We start from the raw sequence: 17,318 nt of genomic DNA on the forward strand, positions 1-17,318 counted from the left end.
GGGCCCTGCGACCCGCGCCCGGCCGGTCAGCCATCCTGCCAGGGTCTGTGGTCAGCGCACTAGAATGTAGGCGTGACATCCCGAGCCAACCCGTTCGCTTTCCCGACTCGTCGCCCACCTGAGCGGCTGGGCGTGGCGGTGGTGGCCGAGCTGGTCGAGCTCATCGTCACCGCGGAGATCGCCGAGGGCAAACTGTTGCCGCCCGAGGGTCCGCTCAGCGAGCACTTCGGTGTCAGCCGCACGGTCATACGCGAGTCGGTGAAGCGGCTGGAGGAGAAGGGGCTGGTGGTCGTGGCCCAGGGCCGGGGTACGCAGGTGGCGCGGTCCGGCTCCTGGAACATGCTCGATCCGGTTGTCCTGTCCGCGTTCATCGACAACGACCAGACGTTGGGCATTCTGGATGAGCTGACGGTCGTGCGGGCCACTCTCGAATCCGCCATGGCGGGCGCCGTCGCCTCGCACCATGCCACCGAGGAACTGACCCGCATCGAGCACGCCCTCGAGGCGATGCGCGACACCCGACACGACAGCGACTCGTTCCGGCAGGCCGACGTGGTCTTCCACCTCACGATTATGGAGTTGTCCGGCAACCGCCTGGCCGAGAACATCGGCAAGCGCCTGTACCTGCGAGCGTTGGAGAGCAGCAGATACCAGGGGATAGGGTACGAGGGAGCATTCGAGTCCACTCTGGGTGAACACGCGCTCGTGTTTGACGCCATTTCTCGCGGCGATGTGGAGGCCGCGCAGCGGGTGATGCGCGACCATATCGTCAGCTCGTGGCAGCGACGCCGGTTCGAGGCACCCCACGGGGAGCCCGAGGCGTAAGGGCGAGGAGCCGCCGGACAGTGGGCCGATTTGGCGCTGGGCCAGGTTGGCACGCCAGGGTGCGCCGAATGTCAGCGTCAGCGTCGCGTAGCAGCACGACGAAGGCGTAGCTCATCGGGCTGTGGGCGGTGCCACCGTGCCGGCGGCGGGGGTCTCCCCCCGGCCGCCGGCACGGAATGGCGGTTGAGTCAGCCGGTGTGTCGACGACTTCCCGCCGTGCCCGCCGAAAACATCACCAGGCGGAGTCCTTGGCGGCCTTGGCCTGATCCGCGCGACGCTCGTCGATGTTGGCGATCACCTCATCCGCGGGCATGTCCCCCAGAAGGTAGGACGTGAGGTCCTTGCCGAAGTCCGTCCACTGCGGATTGAGGTAGATGACGACATTCTGGTACGCGACCGTGTCGTCGGTCCTGAAGTCCTTGATGGCTTGAGCCATGGCAGGTGGATACGTGGTCTTCAATCCCGTGAAGGACAGTGCGTTGAAGCTGGGCTCCTTGTCGATCATGAACTGCAGGTTCTCCGGCTTGGCCAAGAACTCCAGGTACTTCTTTGCCGCATCGATCTTCTTGCTCTTGGCGTAGATGAACTTGGTCGGGCCGGCGGGGGCGCTCGCGATAACCTGGTTGTCGAGGTAGGGGACGGGGAAGATGCCGAAGTCGTCCTCGGCGAGTCCCTTGCCCGCCGCAATGATGTCTGGAATCCGGCCCATTGAGTTGACCGTCATGGCGTACTTGCCGCTGGCCATCTCTGCCGCGGTGTTGGCGAATTCGTTAGACAACGCGTTGTCGCCCCAGTAGCCCGCGTCGTAGACCTGTTTCATCTGCTGGATCATCTCTTTGAAGATGGGCTGATCTGCCAGCTTGGTCTTGTTCGCGTTCAGGTCCGCAACCAGGTTCGGGTTGGACTTGTTGTAGACCGCGGACACGTCGAAGAAGTTGAGCTGGGCGTGCCAGCCATCTTTGACGGGTTCGTAAATCGGTGTCACGCCTGCCTTCTTCAGGGCGGCGTTCACGTTCATGAACTCATTGAACGTCGTTGGTGGCTTCAACCCGAGACGGGCGAAGATCTTCTTGTTGTAAGTGTAGGCCCAACTGTCGGAGACATCCCAGATGGTCTGACCGTAGACCTTGCCATCGACGCTCGCCTGATCCTTGGCTCCCGGATCCATGCGGGAGACCCATTCTTGGTCAGTGAGATCGACGCCCTTCTTCTGGATCTGGAGCTGCGAGACGATGTCGAACTTGCCGGACTGATTCATGAAGATGTCAGCGGCATCGCCGGAATTGAGCTTGGTGGAGAGCACGTTGCTATATTGGTCGGAGGGAATAATCTGGTAGTCGACCTTTATCCCCGTCTCGGTCTCGAACTTCTTCGCGAGGTCGAGTTCGGGATCCCTCACCCAGTCCTGGCTGGCCATCACGCTGATGGACTTCGCGTCGGACCCGTCGGCCCCACCGTCTCCGTTGCCCGAGCACCCGGCAGCCAACGCCCCAACCACCACCAGGGCAGATGCTCGCATCATCAATCTCTTCATTGCGATCTCCTCGCCGGCTTCATTGTTGGTCACTATCGATGCGGAACCTCCGCGCAGCCCGAGGGTTGTCGTCCTTGCGAACTCGGAATTTTTGCGCCTGCGCCTATACATCATACGTATCATGAAAGGGTTGGACAACCTTTCGCTGCGCCGGTTTGTCAAGCCGATCGGGGAATTCAAGCGCTCAGTCTGGTGCCCACGCGGTGACCCAAGGCCTGCGCGGCGCTGGCTCCTGCTCGAAGCAGATCTTGAGGGCATATCCATGCTCGTGAGGGCGGATGGAAGGCAGCGTCACGACCAGGCCATTGAGGTCTCGGCGCCAGTCGAGAGAGCCTTTGACACCGAGCATCTGCACGTCCGCGACAGTACGAGGTTCCAACTGCAGACGTGTGCCCAACGCGGTAATGACTATCTCGCCGACATCAGGCCATTTAACCGTCGACACGTAGAGGTAGGAGCCGGTGACATCGTTCCGCGTCGTGAAGCGGAAGTCGTCGGCGGAGAACAAGGAAGGAGCACCGTCGATGAAGGATCCACCTTCAACCTGAAGCGGACCCTCGCCGGGAATAACGTAAGGCGCAGTGCCATAGACCGCTTCGCCGTTCACCGAGAGCCAGGATCCGATGGCCTCGAGCATCCGCACCTCGGGATCGGCTATGGTGCCGTCCGGTTTCGGGCCGATGTTGAGCAGGAGGTTTCCGTTTTTTGAGACCACATCGAGCAGTTCGCCCAGCAACTCAGGAATGCTCTTGTACTCGTGATCCGCCGTCCAGCACCACGAGGATCGAGATACCGAGGTGTCGTTCTGCCAGACGGACGGCTGCACCGTCTTCACCGCGCCCCGCTCGATGTCGTAGACGGCGCTGCCCTCGGCGAACGCCTCCCACTTGTAGGTGATGACCACTTCACGACCCCACTCGGCCGCACGATTGTAGTAGTACGCGGCGAGTCGGCGCAGGTACGGCTGAAAAGCCGGCTTCTCGATCCACCAGTCGAAGAAGAGCATCTCCGGCCGATAGTGATCGATGATTTCGACGGTGCGAAGCAGCCAGTCATCGAGATAGGCTTTGGACGGAGACGTCTCCTCCCGCTGCGCCGGTCCATAGAAGTCGCTGAACTCAGCGTCGCGCACGTCCGAGTCGAATGTCATCCCCCCGTTCATGAAGAACCAGTGCTCGGCCCGATGCGACGACGCTCCGAACACCATCGAATGGTCGACGACCGATGACCCCAGTTCGCCGAACACATCACGCTTCGGACCCGTCTTCGTCGCGTCCCACCTGGTCCGATCGCTTTGGTAGAGGGCATAGCCGTCGTGGTGCTCGGCCACGGGCACGACGTAGTTCGCGCCGGCCCGGCGGAAGAGCGCGGCCCAGCCGTCCGGGTCGTAGTTCTGCATGTTGAAGTGCGGTATGAAGTCCTTGTAGCCGAACTCCGACTGCGGGCCGTAGGTCTCCCGGTGGTGGTCGAACACCTTGCTGCCGCTGCGGTACATCTCGCGGGAGTACCACTCGCCCGAGAACGCGGGTACGGAATATATGCCCCAGTGGAGAAAGATGCCGAACTTGGCCTCGGTGAACCACCGTGCCGGTCGATAAGCTTGCAGAGACTCCCAGGTATCCGTGAAGGGACCGGACTCGATGACAGCATCGACCGCGGCGAGGTCTGCCGCGTCATTGCTGGGAGAGGCTCGAGGCGGAACCCATGAGCGGTCGATCATGTGGTGACTCCTTCGTGCTCGGTACGCGGCCAGCGCTGAGGCCGCCGTTGCGTCCATGCCGGCGCCGTCGGACGATGCTGGCCACCCAAAGACGCTCACTGTGCTGGGGATCCCCGGGGCGCGATCGCTGTCCAGGTCACGCGCCCCGGGGGAGAAGCCCGCGTCTAGGCGGTCACCTGCTCACCACGGCCGACGACCTGTACATGTCCGGGGTCGTGCCTGGCCGCACCAGGACGATCCGCTCGCCCACGTGAGTCCTGAACACGAGCATCTTGTTCTTCGAGGAAGCCAGCCTCTCGGCGGCCGTCCCATCGCGATACAGAACCACATCCGAGTCCCACGGGTTCCTGACGCGAGCCATCTCGCCCAGTTGAGATTCGATCTCGACGTACTGGACGTCGCTGGACTTGATCGAGGACGACACCAGGAAGCCGTCCTTCGCGAGCAGCTTGTACTTCGCATCCCAGGCCTGCGGCCACGCAGGAAAGACCCGGATCACCGGATCGCCGGCGGGCGTCGGGCTGAGGCTCTGGTGGAGAGCTTCCTGCAGCGCTGCGGCAAAGGTGCCGTAGCCTTCCGCCGAGTAATAGTCCCTCTGATCGAACAGCAGGTTGGGGAACTCGCCGTATGTGCTGAACACGCCGTACTGCGTGCTCAGGATCTTCACCATGTCATCGGCGCGACCCAGTTTGGCAGCATCGACGTGGAAGCGACTCGACCCGTTTCTGTCGATCTGCGTACCCTGCACCTGATTCAGGTAGCCCGGCGAGTGCAGGTACGTGTTGATCGCGATGGCCCAGTCCCCGTTGTCAAGACCCTGATCCTTGGTCTCGAGGTTCAACACGTCGAACTTCTCGAGCATCTTGAAGATCGGGCTCTCCGTGCCGTGCAGATCTCGGATGAAATACGCCGGTCGCAGACCCTGAGCCCACGCGGGCGAGTCTGTCGCGAGCGCGGACGCGAGCGACGAGTTCGTGCTGGCTGCCCACAGGGACTGCGGGTCGGTCCGCCGCGGGTATCGCGCCAGATTGTTCAGGATCTCCTGCCAGCCGCCTCGGAGCCGCCCGTCGACACGGAGCAGGTTCGATGCTCGGATCGCCGCAGCGAAGACGCCGCGCGCCATCGAAAGATCATCGATGACATCCTTGCCCGCCCAAATGTGCTCGTGAAGGTTCGTGTTGTAGAAGTGATACTTCCCGTCACTCTCCTTCCTCAGGCCGCCGTACGACTGGTAGAGATTCGCCGCGCCCTTGATGAACGGATATGCCTTCTCGCGCAAGAAGGTGAGATCCCTCGTGTAGCAGTACACGTTCCAGTAATGCTCGGCTGTCTCCTGCGTCGCCATCATGGTGTGCGTCACGTAGCTTGCCTGGTTGTTGCCCGTGTTGAACACGTTCCAGTTCCAGGGCGGCAGGTATCGATTCCTCCGCATGGTCATGTCGGTGAAGGCTTGCGACCTCGTGGTGGTCTTGAACGTGTAGTACTGTTGCATGGATTGCGCGATGTCGGTCGGCAGTTCTTCCCAGCCGAGGATGCCGGACGTCTCCCCGATGAAAACTCCGGTGGCACCCCACATCTGTTCTGCGGCCTTTTTGTACTGCGCGAAGCTGGACTCGCGCATCTTGAACAGCGGGTTCATCAGATCAATGTGGTTCGCGGCCATAAGTGGCTGGTACAAAGCGTCCTGGTTCCAGTTCCAATAGAAGCTGCCCCAGTCGCGTCGATCCTCCTCGCCGATCCAGATTCCACCGTTGTATTTCGAGGGGTATGAGCCTCTACCGGAGATGGCGGCCAGGTACATGTAGTAGTTGCGTCGCTGTTCGTAGTTGAACTGCGTGGGAAAGTACACATAGGACTTCTGCCAAAAGTTGCTCCACCAGGCCCGAGTCGCAGCGGAGATGTCGTCGAATGCCGCAGCAGAGGTGACGCTGGCGACGGCGGTGTTCCTCGCCGACGCCGATCGTTGCATGGTGGAGTCGCCACCGATGACGATGGTGAACGTGCCGACCTGCGCGGGCAAAGTCAATCGGCGGGTGGCGCGACCCGAGATGGTGCTGTCGGTCACCGTCGAGATGCTTCGGCCCCGTACGGTGACAGCGACAGCCGTGTTGACATAGTGGTCGTTAGCCGCGATGCCGGTATCGCACTTCTCCTGGATCACCTGCTCCAGGACGATGATCTGACCGTTGACGGTATGGAACGTGGACACCGCGTTGTGAGCGCCCCACACCTGATTCGCAACGCGGAGCATTGCGAGGTCGACGGTGATGGGTTGCGGGGCCGTCCGATTGTCGGTCACTTTGATCGCGATGAGGTCGGCGTTCATGTCGGGGATTACCTTGATGATCACCCCGGACCCTTCGACGCTCAGCTGTCCCTCGTAGAGCGACAGGTGCTGGTTCGTGTTTGCGCCAAAGGGTGACGACGGACCGAGGCCGATGTGAACCCGACCGATTGCGCCGCCTCCCGAGTTCTGGTGGTCCTTCGAAGCGGATGAGGCGTCGTTGAACATGAACGTGTCAGTGTGGTTCAGCTGCATCACGAGGTTATTCGCATCGCGCTGCCAGACCGGTCCGCCGAATCTTCCGTTCGCCACTGACATGCCCTGGGTTCCCGTGGTGATTGTTCCGGTGTATCTGAGATCGGACCTGCCGATCAACTGGCTGTAGTCAGGGTTGAAGACCGCATCTGCGGGGTCGAACAGCGGTTCGCGAGCACGACCGTCCTGCGTATTCGCCAGGGCGCTGGTCGACGGGACGATCGACAGCAGGGATCCAGCGGATGCTGCGGTCAGTCCGGTGATGACCGAGTGTCCCACGAACTGCCGGCGTGAGATTTCGTTCGATTTGGAGGGCTTCTCTGGTGCCATCGTATGCTCCTCTGTAGGGGGATTGCCGATGTGAGCCGTACCGTCTCGCGCGATTCCCTCGACTTCCCAGCGCGTCCGCACCGGTGTGGCATTACTGACGTCGATGTCATGTCGATGAGATCGTGCAGCTGTTCCCGAAAGGGAACATCACCTTCAACGTGATATGCCTGTAGCCCGGTTCATCCTTTTACCGCACCCTCGGTTTGGCCGCCGACGATGTACCTCTGAGCGAGGAAATACATGATCACCACCGGGAGGCTGGTGAGCAGGACATCCGCCGCGATGAGGTTCCACTGGGTCTCATACCTCCCGAAGAAGCCGTAGACGGCCAACGTCATCGGCCATTTGTCAGCCGAGCCCAAGAAGTAGAGCGGGAGGATGAACTCGTTCCACATGTTGAGGAAACAGAGGACCAGGCCCGTGATGAGCACTGGACGCATCAGCGGAAAGATGATCAGGAAGAAGAGGCGGATCGGGCCGCAACCGTCGATGACCGCGGCCTCGTCGAGTTCGAGCGGAATGCGGGCGACGAATCCGAAGCAGAGAAAGACGATGAACGGCAGCTGGATGGCGGTGTACAGCAAGATGATGCCGACTCGAGTGTCGTTGAGTTCGAACGTCTGCATCACCTTCGTCAGCGCGACGAAGTTGATGGGGAGTACCAGGCCCATGACGATGAACATGTAGAGGAACCGGTTCCCCCGGGAGCGTCGACGCGAGAGGACGAAGGCAGCCATGGACGCGAACAAAACCGTCAGTACCGAGCCGAGGCCGGAGTACAGCAGGCTGTTGAGGAATCCGGCGCCGAGATTGCCCTTGTCGATCACCTCGGCGAAGTTGCCAAAATCCCACGATGCGGGCAACGAGAATGACATTCCGCGAGCGTCGTCCGCACCCTTGAAGGCGGTGAAGACGATCAGGAGTAGAGGGATCAACATGATCGCCGACAGCAGCCAGATGATGACGTTCTTGACCACCGGTAATGCTCTGATCGGCTTTCTGCGGATGTCTGTCATTCTTGAACCTCGTTCCGAGTGAGCGTACGGATCATGAAAACGCCCACGATCACCATGATCACGAGCATCACCGTGCTGAGCGCGGTACCCACGGCGTAGCGCCCACTGGAGAACTCCTGGAAGACTGCGGTGTACAGAACCTCCGTGCGATGGCCTGGCCCACCGTTCGTGAGCACATAGATGATGTCGAAGACTTTCAGGCCGTACAGGACATTAAGGACGATCGTCACCGCCAGGGTCGGCCGAAGCAGCGGAAGCGTGACGTGCCGGAATCGTTGCCACGCCGACGCGCCGTCGAGCTGCGCGGCTTCGTTGTAGGTGGGGGATATCGACAGGATCCCCACCAGCAGGATCGTCATGATGTAGCCCATGCCCCGCCAGACATCCACGGCAATCACCGACCACATGGCGAGATCCGGATCGACTAGCCATCTCTGGGCCAGCCCATCCAGTCCGACCGCTCGCAACGCCTCGTTGACCAGCCCGTTGCTCGGGTCGAGAATCGAGGTGAAGACGATGCCCACAATGAGTACAGACAGAACCGCGGGGAGGTAGAGGACGGCGCGGTGCAGATTCAGGGCCCGCACCCCCTCGCTGAGCAGGAGAGCGAACAGGAGCGCCAGCACCGTCTTGATGGCGGTGCTCGCCACGGTGAACCAGAGGGTGTTCAGGATGGCGTCGAGGTAGTCCCGCTTCGGAGAAAACACCTCCGCGAAATTCTCCCACCCGACGAACGAGATCTCGTCGGAGTAGCTCGACCAGTCAGTGAACGAGTATCCGACCCCGATCAGGCTCGGCAGCACGAAGAGGGCGACGTAGAGCAGAAGGGGAGCGACGACGAAGTACCAGGGATAGATCTTCTTCTTGTTCATGGATGATCGCTCTCAGCTCGAGCGGATGACGCGCTCCTGGCTGAAGACCCCAGAGCCCCAGCCACTCCAGTACTCCGTGCCAGCCTTGGCGGCCGGCTGAAGGTCGGTCGCGTAGTACCCGGTCGACTCCTGCTTCTTGATCCACTTGTCCGCGGCAGGAGCGTGGGCCGGGTAGCTCGGAGCGACGTTGACCTGGTAGTCGTCGGGCGTCGTCCCGATGGTCGGGCGCACCAACGGGCGAGCGCATCCGTGCAGTGCCAAATCGAACATTCGCGTGTCCCTTGTTTGTCGACCTCGTTAACAGCTCGCGCGTGCGCCGACTATAAGGTAGTACGTATGACGTATGCAACACTTTGAAGGCTCTGCGGACCGGCAACAGACTCGCGTCCGAAACCTGGTGGTGCGTGCCTGACGAGCAACGCGGGCGGCATCGCCGAGAGCTGGACATCCACCCAGGTCGCACACCCGATGACGGCCGCCTGCTCGCGTGTCTCGGTGGGCAGCTCCGAACCGATGTCGAGGAACTGCCGGATGCCCGCCTCGCCCGGCAGATGACGCACCACCCGGCGCGGAAAGGCGGGCACGCACCCCGCCTCCTGCTCGTCCGGCACGATCTCCTAGCACGCGCGCGACTACTTGTCGACTGCGAAGTGGTCCTATCCCCGGAAGACGGGGTCCTACCCGTCCGCGATCAGGTGCCCAGCCGGGTCCTGAACCAACTCGCCGGCCGTGTGGCCACCGCAAGCAGCACCGATTGAGGTGCGGCGCCCCCAGCCTGGCGACGGGCCAGACGACGACCGGCCGCCTTGCCGGACCGCCGCCTGGACTCCGCCTCGGCTCGACCGAGGCTTTGACACACGCCCCAGACCGCCTCGCCAGCGGCTTCCAGATCGGCGTCGCGACCGCCTGGGGCGGTACGTACGTGCAGGGAGAAGCCGTGGGCCGACAACCGAAAGCGCCGTGGCATGAACGTGCACGTCATGACCGATCCGGCGGCTCGCCAAGCTTGGGCTTGGCAAGCCGGCGTTCGACAGCCGGCTACTGCGCGGGAGGTCGCCGGCGGTGCCACCCCCATCGATCTCACGGGGGCGGCGCCGCCGGTCTGGTCATGCGGTTGCCGTCAGCTGCGGGTGGACCACCGTTGGTTGGTGCCGCCGTTGCAGGTCCAGAGGATGAGTTTGGTGCCGTTCGCGGTGGCGGCGGCGTTGGCGTCGAGGCAGAGTCCGGATTGGACGCCGGTGATGGTGCCGTTGGAGTTGAGGTTCCACTGTTGGTTGGTGCCGCTGTGGCAGTCCCAGATGATGGCCTGGGTGCCGTTGGTGGTGCCCTGGCCGTTGGCGTCGAGGCATTTGTTGCCGTACACCTGGAGTTGTTTGCCGGCGGTGTAGGTCCAGCGTTGGGCGGTGTTGCCGGTGCAGTCCCAGAGTTGGACCTGGGTGCCGTTGGTGGTGGTGCCGTTCGGCACGTCGACGCAGCGGTTGGACTGGGCTCCGACGACCTGGACGTTCTGTTGCGGGTTGCCGCCACCGGTCGGCGCGTAGGCGGCGGCGTTGATGTTGGCCTGGACGGCGTTCTCGGTGGCCGCTGTCGGGTAGCCGGAGGTCAGGACGCCCTCGAAGAATGTGCCGCGGCCGGTGTTGCTGTTGTCACCGCCGATGCCGAGCAGGATGGCTCCTTCCTTTTTCATGGGGTGGTAGCCGTTGGGGCGCGGCCCGTCGAACATCGTCGACAGAGCACCCGACTGGGCGTTTCCGCCTCGGATGGCCCAGTGATTCGGCTCGCCCTTGACGATGGCCGTCAGGAAGCGGTGGTTGATAGGTGCCATGGGGTTGTATCGCGGGTTCACTCCGGTGAAGAGAGCCCACTCCATGTCGGCCATGATCCAGGGGCCGTTGCCGTCCCCGTAGCCCCACCAGTTGTTGGTGCCGAAGTAGATGGTTTCCATGATGCCGGTGTCGTCGGCCTGGGCGTTCGTCTGCGCGTTGCCGTACTCGAAGCAGCATTCTCCGTTGTAGTGGGTGCCGTCGAGGACGGCGTAGATGCCTTCGGGCTGGTCGCCGGTGGCGATGCCGTTTGTGTTGTTGTTGCGGTAGCCGGTGCCGGGGGCGATGTAGACGCCGTACGCCTTCTGGCCGCCGATCGTGATCGGCGCTGCTGTCGCGTCAGCCAGGTTGTCGGATTCGCCGGGTCCGGGGCCGGGCACGGCGCCGCCGGGGGCCTGGGTGAGCCGGTTGTTGCGGCCGGACTGGTCGTAGATGACCGTGATGACGCAGGTGGTGTTGGCGCAGAACGTGTCCTGGGTGGCGGCGTTGGCGTAGCCACCCTCGCTCAGCACGCCGACGTCGCGGGTGGTGTTGTCCGACGATCGGCGGACCTGGTAGAGCGGGCCGTTGTACGCGCCGTACAGGGCGCGGGTGGTGCTGTGCGCGGCCACGCACGGCGTGCCGCCGGAGGCGTAGATGTCACAGGGGCCCGTGCCGGCGGCGCGGGCGACGCCCGGCGCGTCGGAGACCACATAGACGCCGGCGCCGACGACGAGGGCCAGCACGGTCCCCGCGGCTGCCGTCAGGCGGCCCAGCCTTCTCTTTGCGTTCATCGAATCCTCTCCTGCGTGCGGTGGTGGTGGGATGTGACGGTGGCGGATCGCTGCCGGTGTTCAGCTACGCGTTGCCCATTGTTGGTTGGTGCCGCCGTTGCAGGCCCAGAGGATGAGTTTGGTGCCGTTCGCGGTGGCGGCGGCGTTGGCGTCGAGGCAGAGTCCGGATTGGACGCCGGTGATGGTGCCGTTGGAGTTGAGGTTCCACTGTTGGTTGGTGCCGCTGTGGCAGTCCCAGATGATGGCTTGGGTGCCGTTGACGGTGCCGTTGTTGTTGGCATCCAGGCATTTGTTGCCGTAGACCCGCCACTCCTTGTTCGGCGTATAGGTCCAACGCTGGTTGCTGCTGCCGTTGCAGTCCCACAACTGCAACTGGGTACCGTTGGTGGTGGCACCGCCCGGGACCTCGGCACAGCGGCCCGACTGGCCACCCAGGATCATGATGTTCTGTGGCGTCTGAGGTTGGGTGCCAACTCCAGCGGAAGCCATGACGGACCGGGCCGTCGAAGGCCAGGTTCCGTTGGTCACGATGGTGTTGCCCCGGATGGCGTTGCCACGGTCACCGTCGGTGAGCCCCCAGATCGTAGCGTTGCTTGCCCAGTTGTCGGTGACCGTGAGATTCCCCGTGTGGTTCTTGTCCCTGGTGTTGGCAGTGGCCCAGACCCCGACGTCGGCAAGTACGTTGTTGGAGGCAGTCCAGTAACGGGCTCCTTCGTCGAAGTACAGGCCGTACCAGTTATTGATCCGCTGGCAGTAGTTGCCGCTGATACTCGCGTTAGGGTTCGCCGACAGGGTGTAGATGCATCCGCCGTCAGTCATCAGCTGCATGATGTCGTGCACGTAGTTGCCGATGATCCGATTGTTGGATGCGGTGGTTGGAGTGGTGTATCGCGGCTGGTAGTTGTAGAGGCCCCGGTCGGCGTACTCGTCGGCTCCGCCGGCGTCGTTGGCGCCCCATCCGAAGCCGATGTTGATCCCCGAGTACGGCATGTTGTAGATCTCGTTGTGGCTGACGGTGGCGTTGGTGACGTAAGTCGGCATCACCGAGGTGCTGGCCCGGTAGTCAAGACCGAGATCGTGCAACCTGTTGTTGCTGATCGTGATGTCCCTGTTGACCATGCGCTGGTCGCTGGGGTGGTGCGCATCGGCCTGCACTCCACCGGCCACAATGCCGTTGGCCGCGATGTGGGAGAAGACGGATCCGGTGACTGTGATGGAGCTGGCACCCAGTCCGACACCGCTGGCATGCGCGTTGGCGTCGTTGCCGATGCCCAGCCCGGTCTGTCCCAGGTTGATGAACTGGTCGTCGCTGAAGGTGACGTTGTTGGCCGCGGAGACCTGAACCGCAGCTGGCATCTGCGACCAGTGCGGTCGTGTCGCCTCGAACTGAGGGCAGCCGATCCAGCAGGAACTCACCCTGTTCGACGGCCAGTTCCAGTTGCCGGAAACGTAGGTGCCGGTCTGTTGCTCGGCGTAGCCCTGATTGGTGCTGGGGCCGAGCCAGCTGGTCCCGCTGAACGTGATGCCGGTGAACGAAATATGATGGGCGGGTGCGCCGTACGTGCCACCGATGTTCACCAGCGACTGAGCCACCGGGAATTCTACGTTGGCGGCGCTCATGTTCTGCCCCGCCGTCGGGATGTAGTAGACAACGCCGGGCGTGGTGTTGACGTACCACTCGCCAGGCGTGTCGAGGAATTCGTATGCGTTCTCGAACGACATCGGCCCGGCCCGGCCCGGCACAGCCATCGCGTCGTAGCCCCAGGTGTTGTTGTTCCACGCCGGCTGTTGCATGGTGATCACGTTGCCACCGATGCTCTGGACGGGTGAGTACCTGTCGGTGAACGAATTGATCGTCCTGAGCTCGACACGGTTCTGGTTGGTTAGGGAATTCAGATAATTCAGGGATCCGCTGCTGAACCTCAGCCCGGTCTCGGTGAAGGTGAAATCGGAACGGTTCACGCTGGTGCGGGCGCGTGTTGCCGGAAGCCCGTTGACAAATAACTGCCGCGTGTCGATGTTGGCGCCGACGCTGGCACGCCAGATGTTCTTCCCGGCGTCCGCGATCGACCACCCGGTAACTGCCTTCGCGCCGCTGATCACCGGCTGTGCCGAAGGAGCGGCCTGCCACACGACGCGGTAACCGTTGTTCCCGGAGTCGGCGGCGGTCATCCGCAGTGGGGTGGTCAGGCGGTACACGCCGTCGGCCAGTTGGACCACGATGTCACCGGACATTGTGGTGTTCATCGACCGTACGGCAGCTTGCGCGGCCGACAGCGAGCATGGCTGGGCCGCGGTACAACTGGTGCCGGTGCCGGCAGGGGAAGCGTAGAGATTTGTCGTGGCTGCCGAGGCACCAGTGGTCATGACGGCGGTTGAGACTGCAATCGTCAACCCTCCGATGGCCGCTTGCGCCAGCCTCCGGACGATCAGCGATGAGGACCGGGACATGTGTCTCCTTGATGGTCAAGATGTTGGGACGGGCGTGGTGCTGGCGGGGCCCTCCGGGCGGCATGATCCGGACGCGAAGCGATTCGATGAAGGTGCTGGTGGTGGACTGTGGAGGGATGGATGTCGGCTGCCGTACCTTGCAAAGGCTCCGGGGACATCGGGCCCCTGCGGGGCGGCCAACGGTCAGTAGTCAGTCGACAGACTGGCTGGAGCCAGGTAGCCCCGCCGGGTGCTAGGACACGATGGAGAATCGATTCGACGCTCGCCTATGTCTGAGCATCCTAACCACCGCTTCTCCGGTTGAGAAGGTATGACGTCTAACGTCTTGCGGCGATCTCAGAGTCTCTTTAAGGCGTCTTATCGGTATTTTCCGCCACCAGCGTGCGGACCTGACGCGCCGACATGCGGCCAGTCTCAGGGTTGCGACCATGATGAAGAAGACCAACGGGCCGTGATCGTCGCCGAGGATCCCCACCACCGCGCCCCTCGCCGTGATGATCGCCGCCCAGCGAGAGCGGTCACCGTTCGCGCGTTGGCGCGAGCAGCGCCGCTGCATGCGCGTCAAGTCGCAACCGTCTATGCCTAGCCATGTCGGCTGTCACCCCGATTACGTGAACCATCCAGAAGTTGGTTGGAGCCGGCACCTCGGCTTTCATCCAGTGAAAGCTCTGTCCCCGCCGTGGGCGCCGCACGGGATGATTTGGCCCCATCGGTGCGCGTCTAAGAGAAGGCTCGGTCGCGTGGCATTCGCGCGTAACCAGAGTGCTATGTGGCCGCCTTTGGCGGTGAGCTGGGACGAAGCCTGCTACAGCGCTGGCCTGGCCGCCCGGCGGCTGCTGGCCCGGATGGTCGGGTCGGGGACGGTGGGAGCGGTGCGGTGAGCTCCCGAGCAGGCGCCCGCACGGGGGGTCGGGTCTACCGGGTCCACTGGGGGCCGGGCACCGACGCCCTGCGCCGGATCAGTTCACGGGCGTCTATGGCTTGTCAAGTGTTAGCGATAACAGCTACCGTCAGCCGCAGAAGCGAAGGGCACGCTTCCACGCTTCACTCGAGCCGCACCGACGACCGCCGAGGCGGTCCACGGGCAGCACGGCTGGTCACTCCGGGCGTCCTGGTTGGCATTCGCACCGCCGGGTCAGGCTGACCGCCGACTCACCGGGAGCCACCGCGGCCACCGTCCACCTCCGTGTGGAGACCTGACCTTTTCCGTGTCCGATCCGGGGTGTCGTCCGGACGGTCGGTGGGCCGCAGTCTGCGCGTTTCCGGATCTAGGGCGACGGCACAGGCCACCGGCATGTGCCGGCGCCCACCACCCCAGGTGCCACCATGGCGAGGAGTTTTCCTGATGAATTCGCAGTACCTCCGAACAACATATCGACGGGTCAGTCTCGTCGTCGGCGCAGTGGTCACACTGCTTTTGGCGGGCCTGATGGTCGCCGGCAACGCCCAGGCGGCGGCCGGTTGCCAGGTGGCGTACACCGTGCCGTCGCAGTGGCAGGGCGGGTTCACCGCCGACGTGAAGGTCACCAACCTCGGTGACGCGGTCAACGGCTGGACCCTGACCTGGACGTTCCCGTCCGGTCAGCGGGTCACCCAGGCGTGGAACGCGACGGTGACCTCGTCGGGCGACCAGGTCACCGCGAAGAACATGAGCTACAACGCGGCCATCGCCACGAACGCTACTGTCGGCTTCGGCTTCAACGGGTCGTGGACGGGCGGCAACACCGCACCGACGTCGTTCGCCCTCAACGGGGTCACCTGCACGGGGGCCGTGGGCACGCCGACGCCGACCCCGACGCCGACCCCCACCGACCCCCCACCAGCGGGTGGCGACGCGATGGCGACGGTGGCGGCGATGCAGCCCGGCTGGAACCTGGGCAACACCATGGACGCCATCCCCGACGAGACCGCGTGGGGCAACCCCCTGGTCACCCAGGCACTGCTACGCCAGATCAAGTCGCAGGGCTACAACAGCATCCGGATCCCGGTGACCTGGAGCAACCACCACGGGCCCGCCCCGACGTACACCATCGACGCGGTCTGGTTGAGTCGCGTACGCCAGGTGGTCGACTGGGCGCTCGCGGAGAACCTCTACGTGCTGGTCAACCTGCACCACGACTCCTGGCAGTGGATCAACGGCTATCCCGGTGACCGCACGAACGTCATGAACCGCTACACCGCGCTGTGGACCCAGATCGCCATCACGTTCCGTGGCCACTCGTCGAAGCTCGTCTTCGAGAGCATCAACGAACCACAGTTCACCGGCACCTCCGGTGACGCCCAGAGCGACGAGATCCTGCGCGAGCTGAACGTCGCGTTCGTCCGGCTCCTGCGCCAATCCGGCGGCAACAACACCACCCGGCTGCTCGTGCTGCCCACCCTGTACACCAACTCCAACCAGGCCCAGCTCGATGCGTTGTTGACCACGATCAGCCAGTTGGGCGACAAGAACATCGCGGCGACCGTCCACTTCTACGGGTGGTGGCCGTTCAGCGTCAACATCGCCGGCGGCACCCGCTACGACGCCAACGTCGAGCAGGACATGGTCGACGGCTTCGACCGCGTACACGACACCTTCGTCGCCAAGGGCATCCCGGTGATCGTCGGCGAGTGGGCCCTGCTCAGCTACGACTACACCCGGCCCGGCATCATCGAACGCGGCGAACTACTCAAGTTCTTCGAGGCCGTCGGCTACCAGGCACGGACCCGCAAACTCACCACCATGCTCTGGGACGCCGGTTCGTTCCTCAACCGCAACGACCTCCAGTGGCGAGACCCCGGCCTGTACGCACTGATGAAGGCGAGCTGGACCACCCGGTCCGCGACCGCATCGTCGGACCAGATCTACGTACGCCGGACCGGCACCATCACCAGCAAATCTCTCACCCTGAACCTCAACGGGGCATCGTTCCGGAGCCTGCGACAGGGCAGCACCGTGCTGACCAACGGCACCGACTACACCGTCTCCGGCACCACGCTGACCCTGACCAGCGCGGCGCTGACCCGACTCGTCGGCAACCGCACACCAGGCGTCAACGCCACCCTCGAAGCGCACTTCTCGCAGGGCGTGCCCTGGCCCATCAGCATCATCTCCTACGACCCGCCGACGCAGACCACAGCCACCGGCACGACCAGCTCATTCACCATCCCCACCCAGTTCCGCGGTGACCAACTCGCCACCATGGAAGCCAAGTACGCCGACGGCAGCCCCGCCGGACCGGCCAACTGGACCTCGTACAAGGAGTTCTGGAGCAACTTCCAACCGGACTACGCGGCGAACACCATCCTGCTGAAGCCGGAGTTCTTCGCCGAGGTCAACGACGGCTCGACCGTCACCCTCACGTTCCACTTCTGGAGCGGCACACAGATCACCTATCGCGTGACGAAGTCCGGGACGTCGGTCACCGGCAGCGTTTCCTGACCGGAGCGAACATT

Annotated in this window: 10 protein-coding genes and 1 pseudogene; 2 read left to right on the top strand and 9 right to left on the bottom strand. The window is 63.4% G+C overall.

What is annotated here, in order from left to right:
* Positions 1-132 precede the first annotated feature (132 nt).
* Positions 133-825, top strand: a complete 693-nt coding sequence (locus KBX71_RS06585; protein ID WP_307846987.1) for an FCD domain-containing protein — start codon at positions 133-135, stop codon at positions 823-825.
* 232 nt (positions 826-1,057) lie between these two features.
* On the opposite strand, the gene KBX71_RS06590 is transcribed toward KBX71_RS06585, so the two are convergent.
* The 9 genes and pseudogenes from KBX71_RS06590 to KBX71_RS06630 all read right to left on the bottom strand — a co-directional run bounded on the left by KBX71_RS06590 (position 1,058) and on the right by KBX71_RS06630 (position 13,883).
* Positions 1,058-2,392, bottom strand: a complete 1,335-nt coding sequence (locus tag KBX71_RS06590) for an ABC transporter substrate-binding protein (protein WP_210817116.1) — start codon at positions 2,390-2,392, stop codon at positions 1,058-1,060.
* A gap of 151 nt (positions 2,393-2,543) precedes the next feature.
* Complete coding sequence (locus KBX71_RS06595; RefSeq protein ID WP_210817117.1) at positions 2,544-4,079, bottom strand: alpha-L-fucosidase; 1,536 nt, start codon at positions 4,077-4,079, stop codon at positions 2,544-2,546.
* A gap of 172 nt (positions 4,080-4,251) precedes the next feature.
* Positions 4,252-6,948, bottom strand: coding sequence for a hypothetical protein (locus KBX71_RS06600; protein ID WP_210817118.1), 2,697 nt, complete (start codon positions 6,946-6,948; stop codon positions 4,252-4,254).
* A 179-nt stretch (positions 6,949-7,127) separates the two neighbouring features.
* The gene (locus tag KBX71_RS06605; RefSeq protein WP_210817119.1) at positions 7,128-7,964 is read right to left on the bottom strand and encodes a carbohydrate ABC transporter permease; all 837 of its coding nucleotides are present in this window, start codon (positions 7,962-7,964) and stop codon (positions 7,128-7,130) included.
* Positions 7,961-8,836: a carbohydrate ABC transporter permease gene (locus KBX71_RS06610; protein WP_210817120.1), complete on the bottom strand. Its 876-nt coding sequence runs from the start codon at positions 8,834-8,836 to the stop codon at positions 7,961-7,963. Before KBX71_RS06610 ends, KBX71_RS06605 begins: the two co-directional genes overlap by 4 nt.
* Before the next feature lie 12 nt (positions 8,837-8,848).
* Positions 8,849-9,106 carry a hypothetical protein gene (locus KBX71_RS06615; RefSeq protein ID WP_247683036.1) on the bottom strand — a complete coding sequence of 86 codons (258 nt, stop codon included), beginning with the start codon at positions 9,104-9,106 and terminating at the stop codon, positions 8,849-8,851.
* Between the two features lie 197 nt (positions 9,107-9,303).
* Positions 9,304-9,414: pseudogene (locus KBX71_RS33545) on the bottom strand (SAM-dependent methyltransferase); the annotation flags it as partial.
* A gap of 542 nt (positions 9,415-9,956) precedes the next feature.
* Positions 9,957-11,432: an arabinofuranosidase catalytic domain-containing protein gene (locus KBX71_RS06625; RefSeq protein ID WP_210817121.1), complete on the bottom strand. Its 1,476-nt coding sequence runs from the start codon at positions 11,430-11,432 to the stop codon at positions 9,957-9,959.
* A 60-nt stretch (positions 11,433-11,492) separates the two neighbouring features.
* The gene (locus tag KBX71_RS06630) at positions 11,493-13,883 is read right to left on the bottom strand and encodes a ricin-type beta-trefoil lectin domain protein (RefSeq protein WP_210817122.1); all 2,391 of its coding nucleotides are present in this window, start codon (positions 13,881-13,883) and stop codon (positions 11,493-11,495) included.
* A gap of 1,345 nt (positions 13,884-15,228) precedes the next feature.
* On the opposite strand from KBX71_RS06630, the gene KBX71_RS06635 reads away from it, so the two are divergent.
* Positions 15,229-17,304 (top strand): cellulase family glycosylhydrolase, encoded by a 2,076-nt coding sequence (locus KBX71_RS06635; protein ID WP_210817123.1) that lies wholly within the window; start codon positions 15,229-15,231, stop codon positions 17,302-17,304.
* Positions 17,305-17,318 lie beyond the last annotated feature (14 nt).

This window comes from Micromonospora sp. D93, assembly GCF_018070365.1.
In the GTDB taxonomy this organism is placed as follows: Bacteria; Actinomycetota; Actinomycetes; order Mycobacteriales; family Micromonosporaceae; genus Micromonospora; species Micromonospora ureilytica.

What these genes read in the sequence shown, in the direction of transcription:
- KBX71_RS06625 (WP_210817121.1), bottom strand. Translation starts at nt 11,432, where the DNA reads ATGAACGCAAAGAGAAGGCTGGGCCGCCTGACGGCAGCCGCGGGGACC.
- KBX71_RS06600 (WP_210817118.1), bottom strand. Translation starts at nt 6,948, where the DNA reads ATGGCACCAGAGAAGCCCTCCAAATCGAACGAAATCTCACGCCGGCAG.
- KBX71_RS06610 (WP_210817120.1), bottom strand. Translation starts at nt 8,836, where the DNA reads ATGAACAAGAAGAAGATCTATCCCTGGTACTTCGTCGTCGCTCCCCTT.
- KBX71_RS06630 (WP_210817122.1), bottom strand. Translation starts at nt 13,883, where the DNA reads ATGTCCCGGTCCTCATCGCTGATCGTCCGGAGGCTGGCGCAAGCGGCC.
- KBX71_RS06615 (WP_247683036.1), bottom strand. Translation starts at nt 9,106, where the DNA reads ATGTTCGATTTGGCACTGCACGGATGCGCTCGCCCGTTGGTGCGCCCG.
- KBX71_RS06635 (WP_210817123.1), top strand. Translation starts at nt 15,229, where the DNA reads ATGAATTCGCAGTACCTCCGAACAACATATCGACGGGTCAGTCTCGTC.
- KBX71_RS06605 (WP_210817119.1), bottom strand. Translation starts at nt 7,964, where the DNA reads ATGACAGACATCCGCAGAAAGCCGATCAGAGCATTACCGGTGGTCAAG.
- KBX71_RS06595 (WP_210817117.1), bottom strand. Translation starts at nt 4,079, where the DNA reads ATGATCGACCGCTCATGGGTTCCGCCTCGAGCCTCTCCCAGCAATGAC.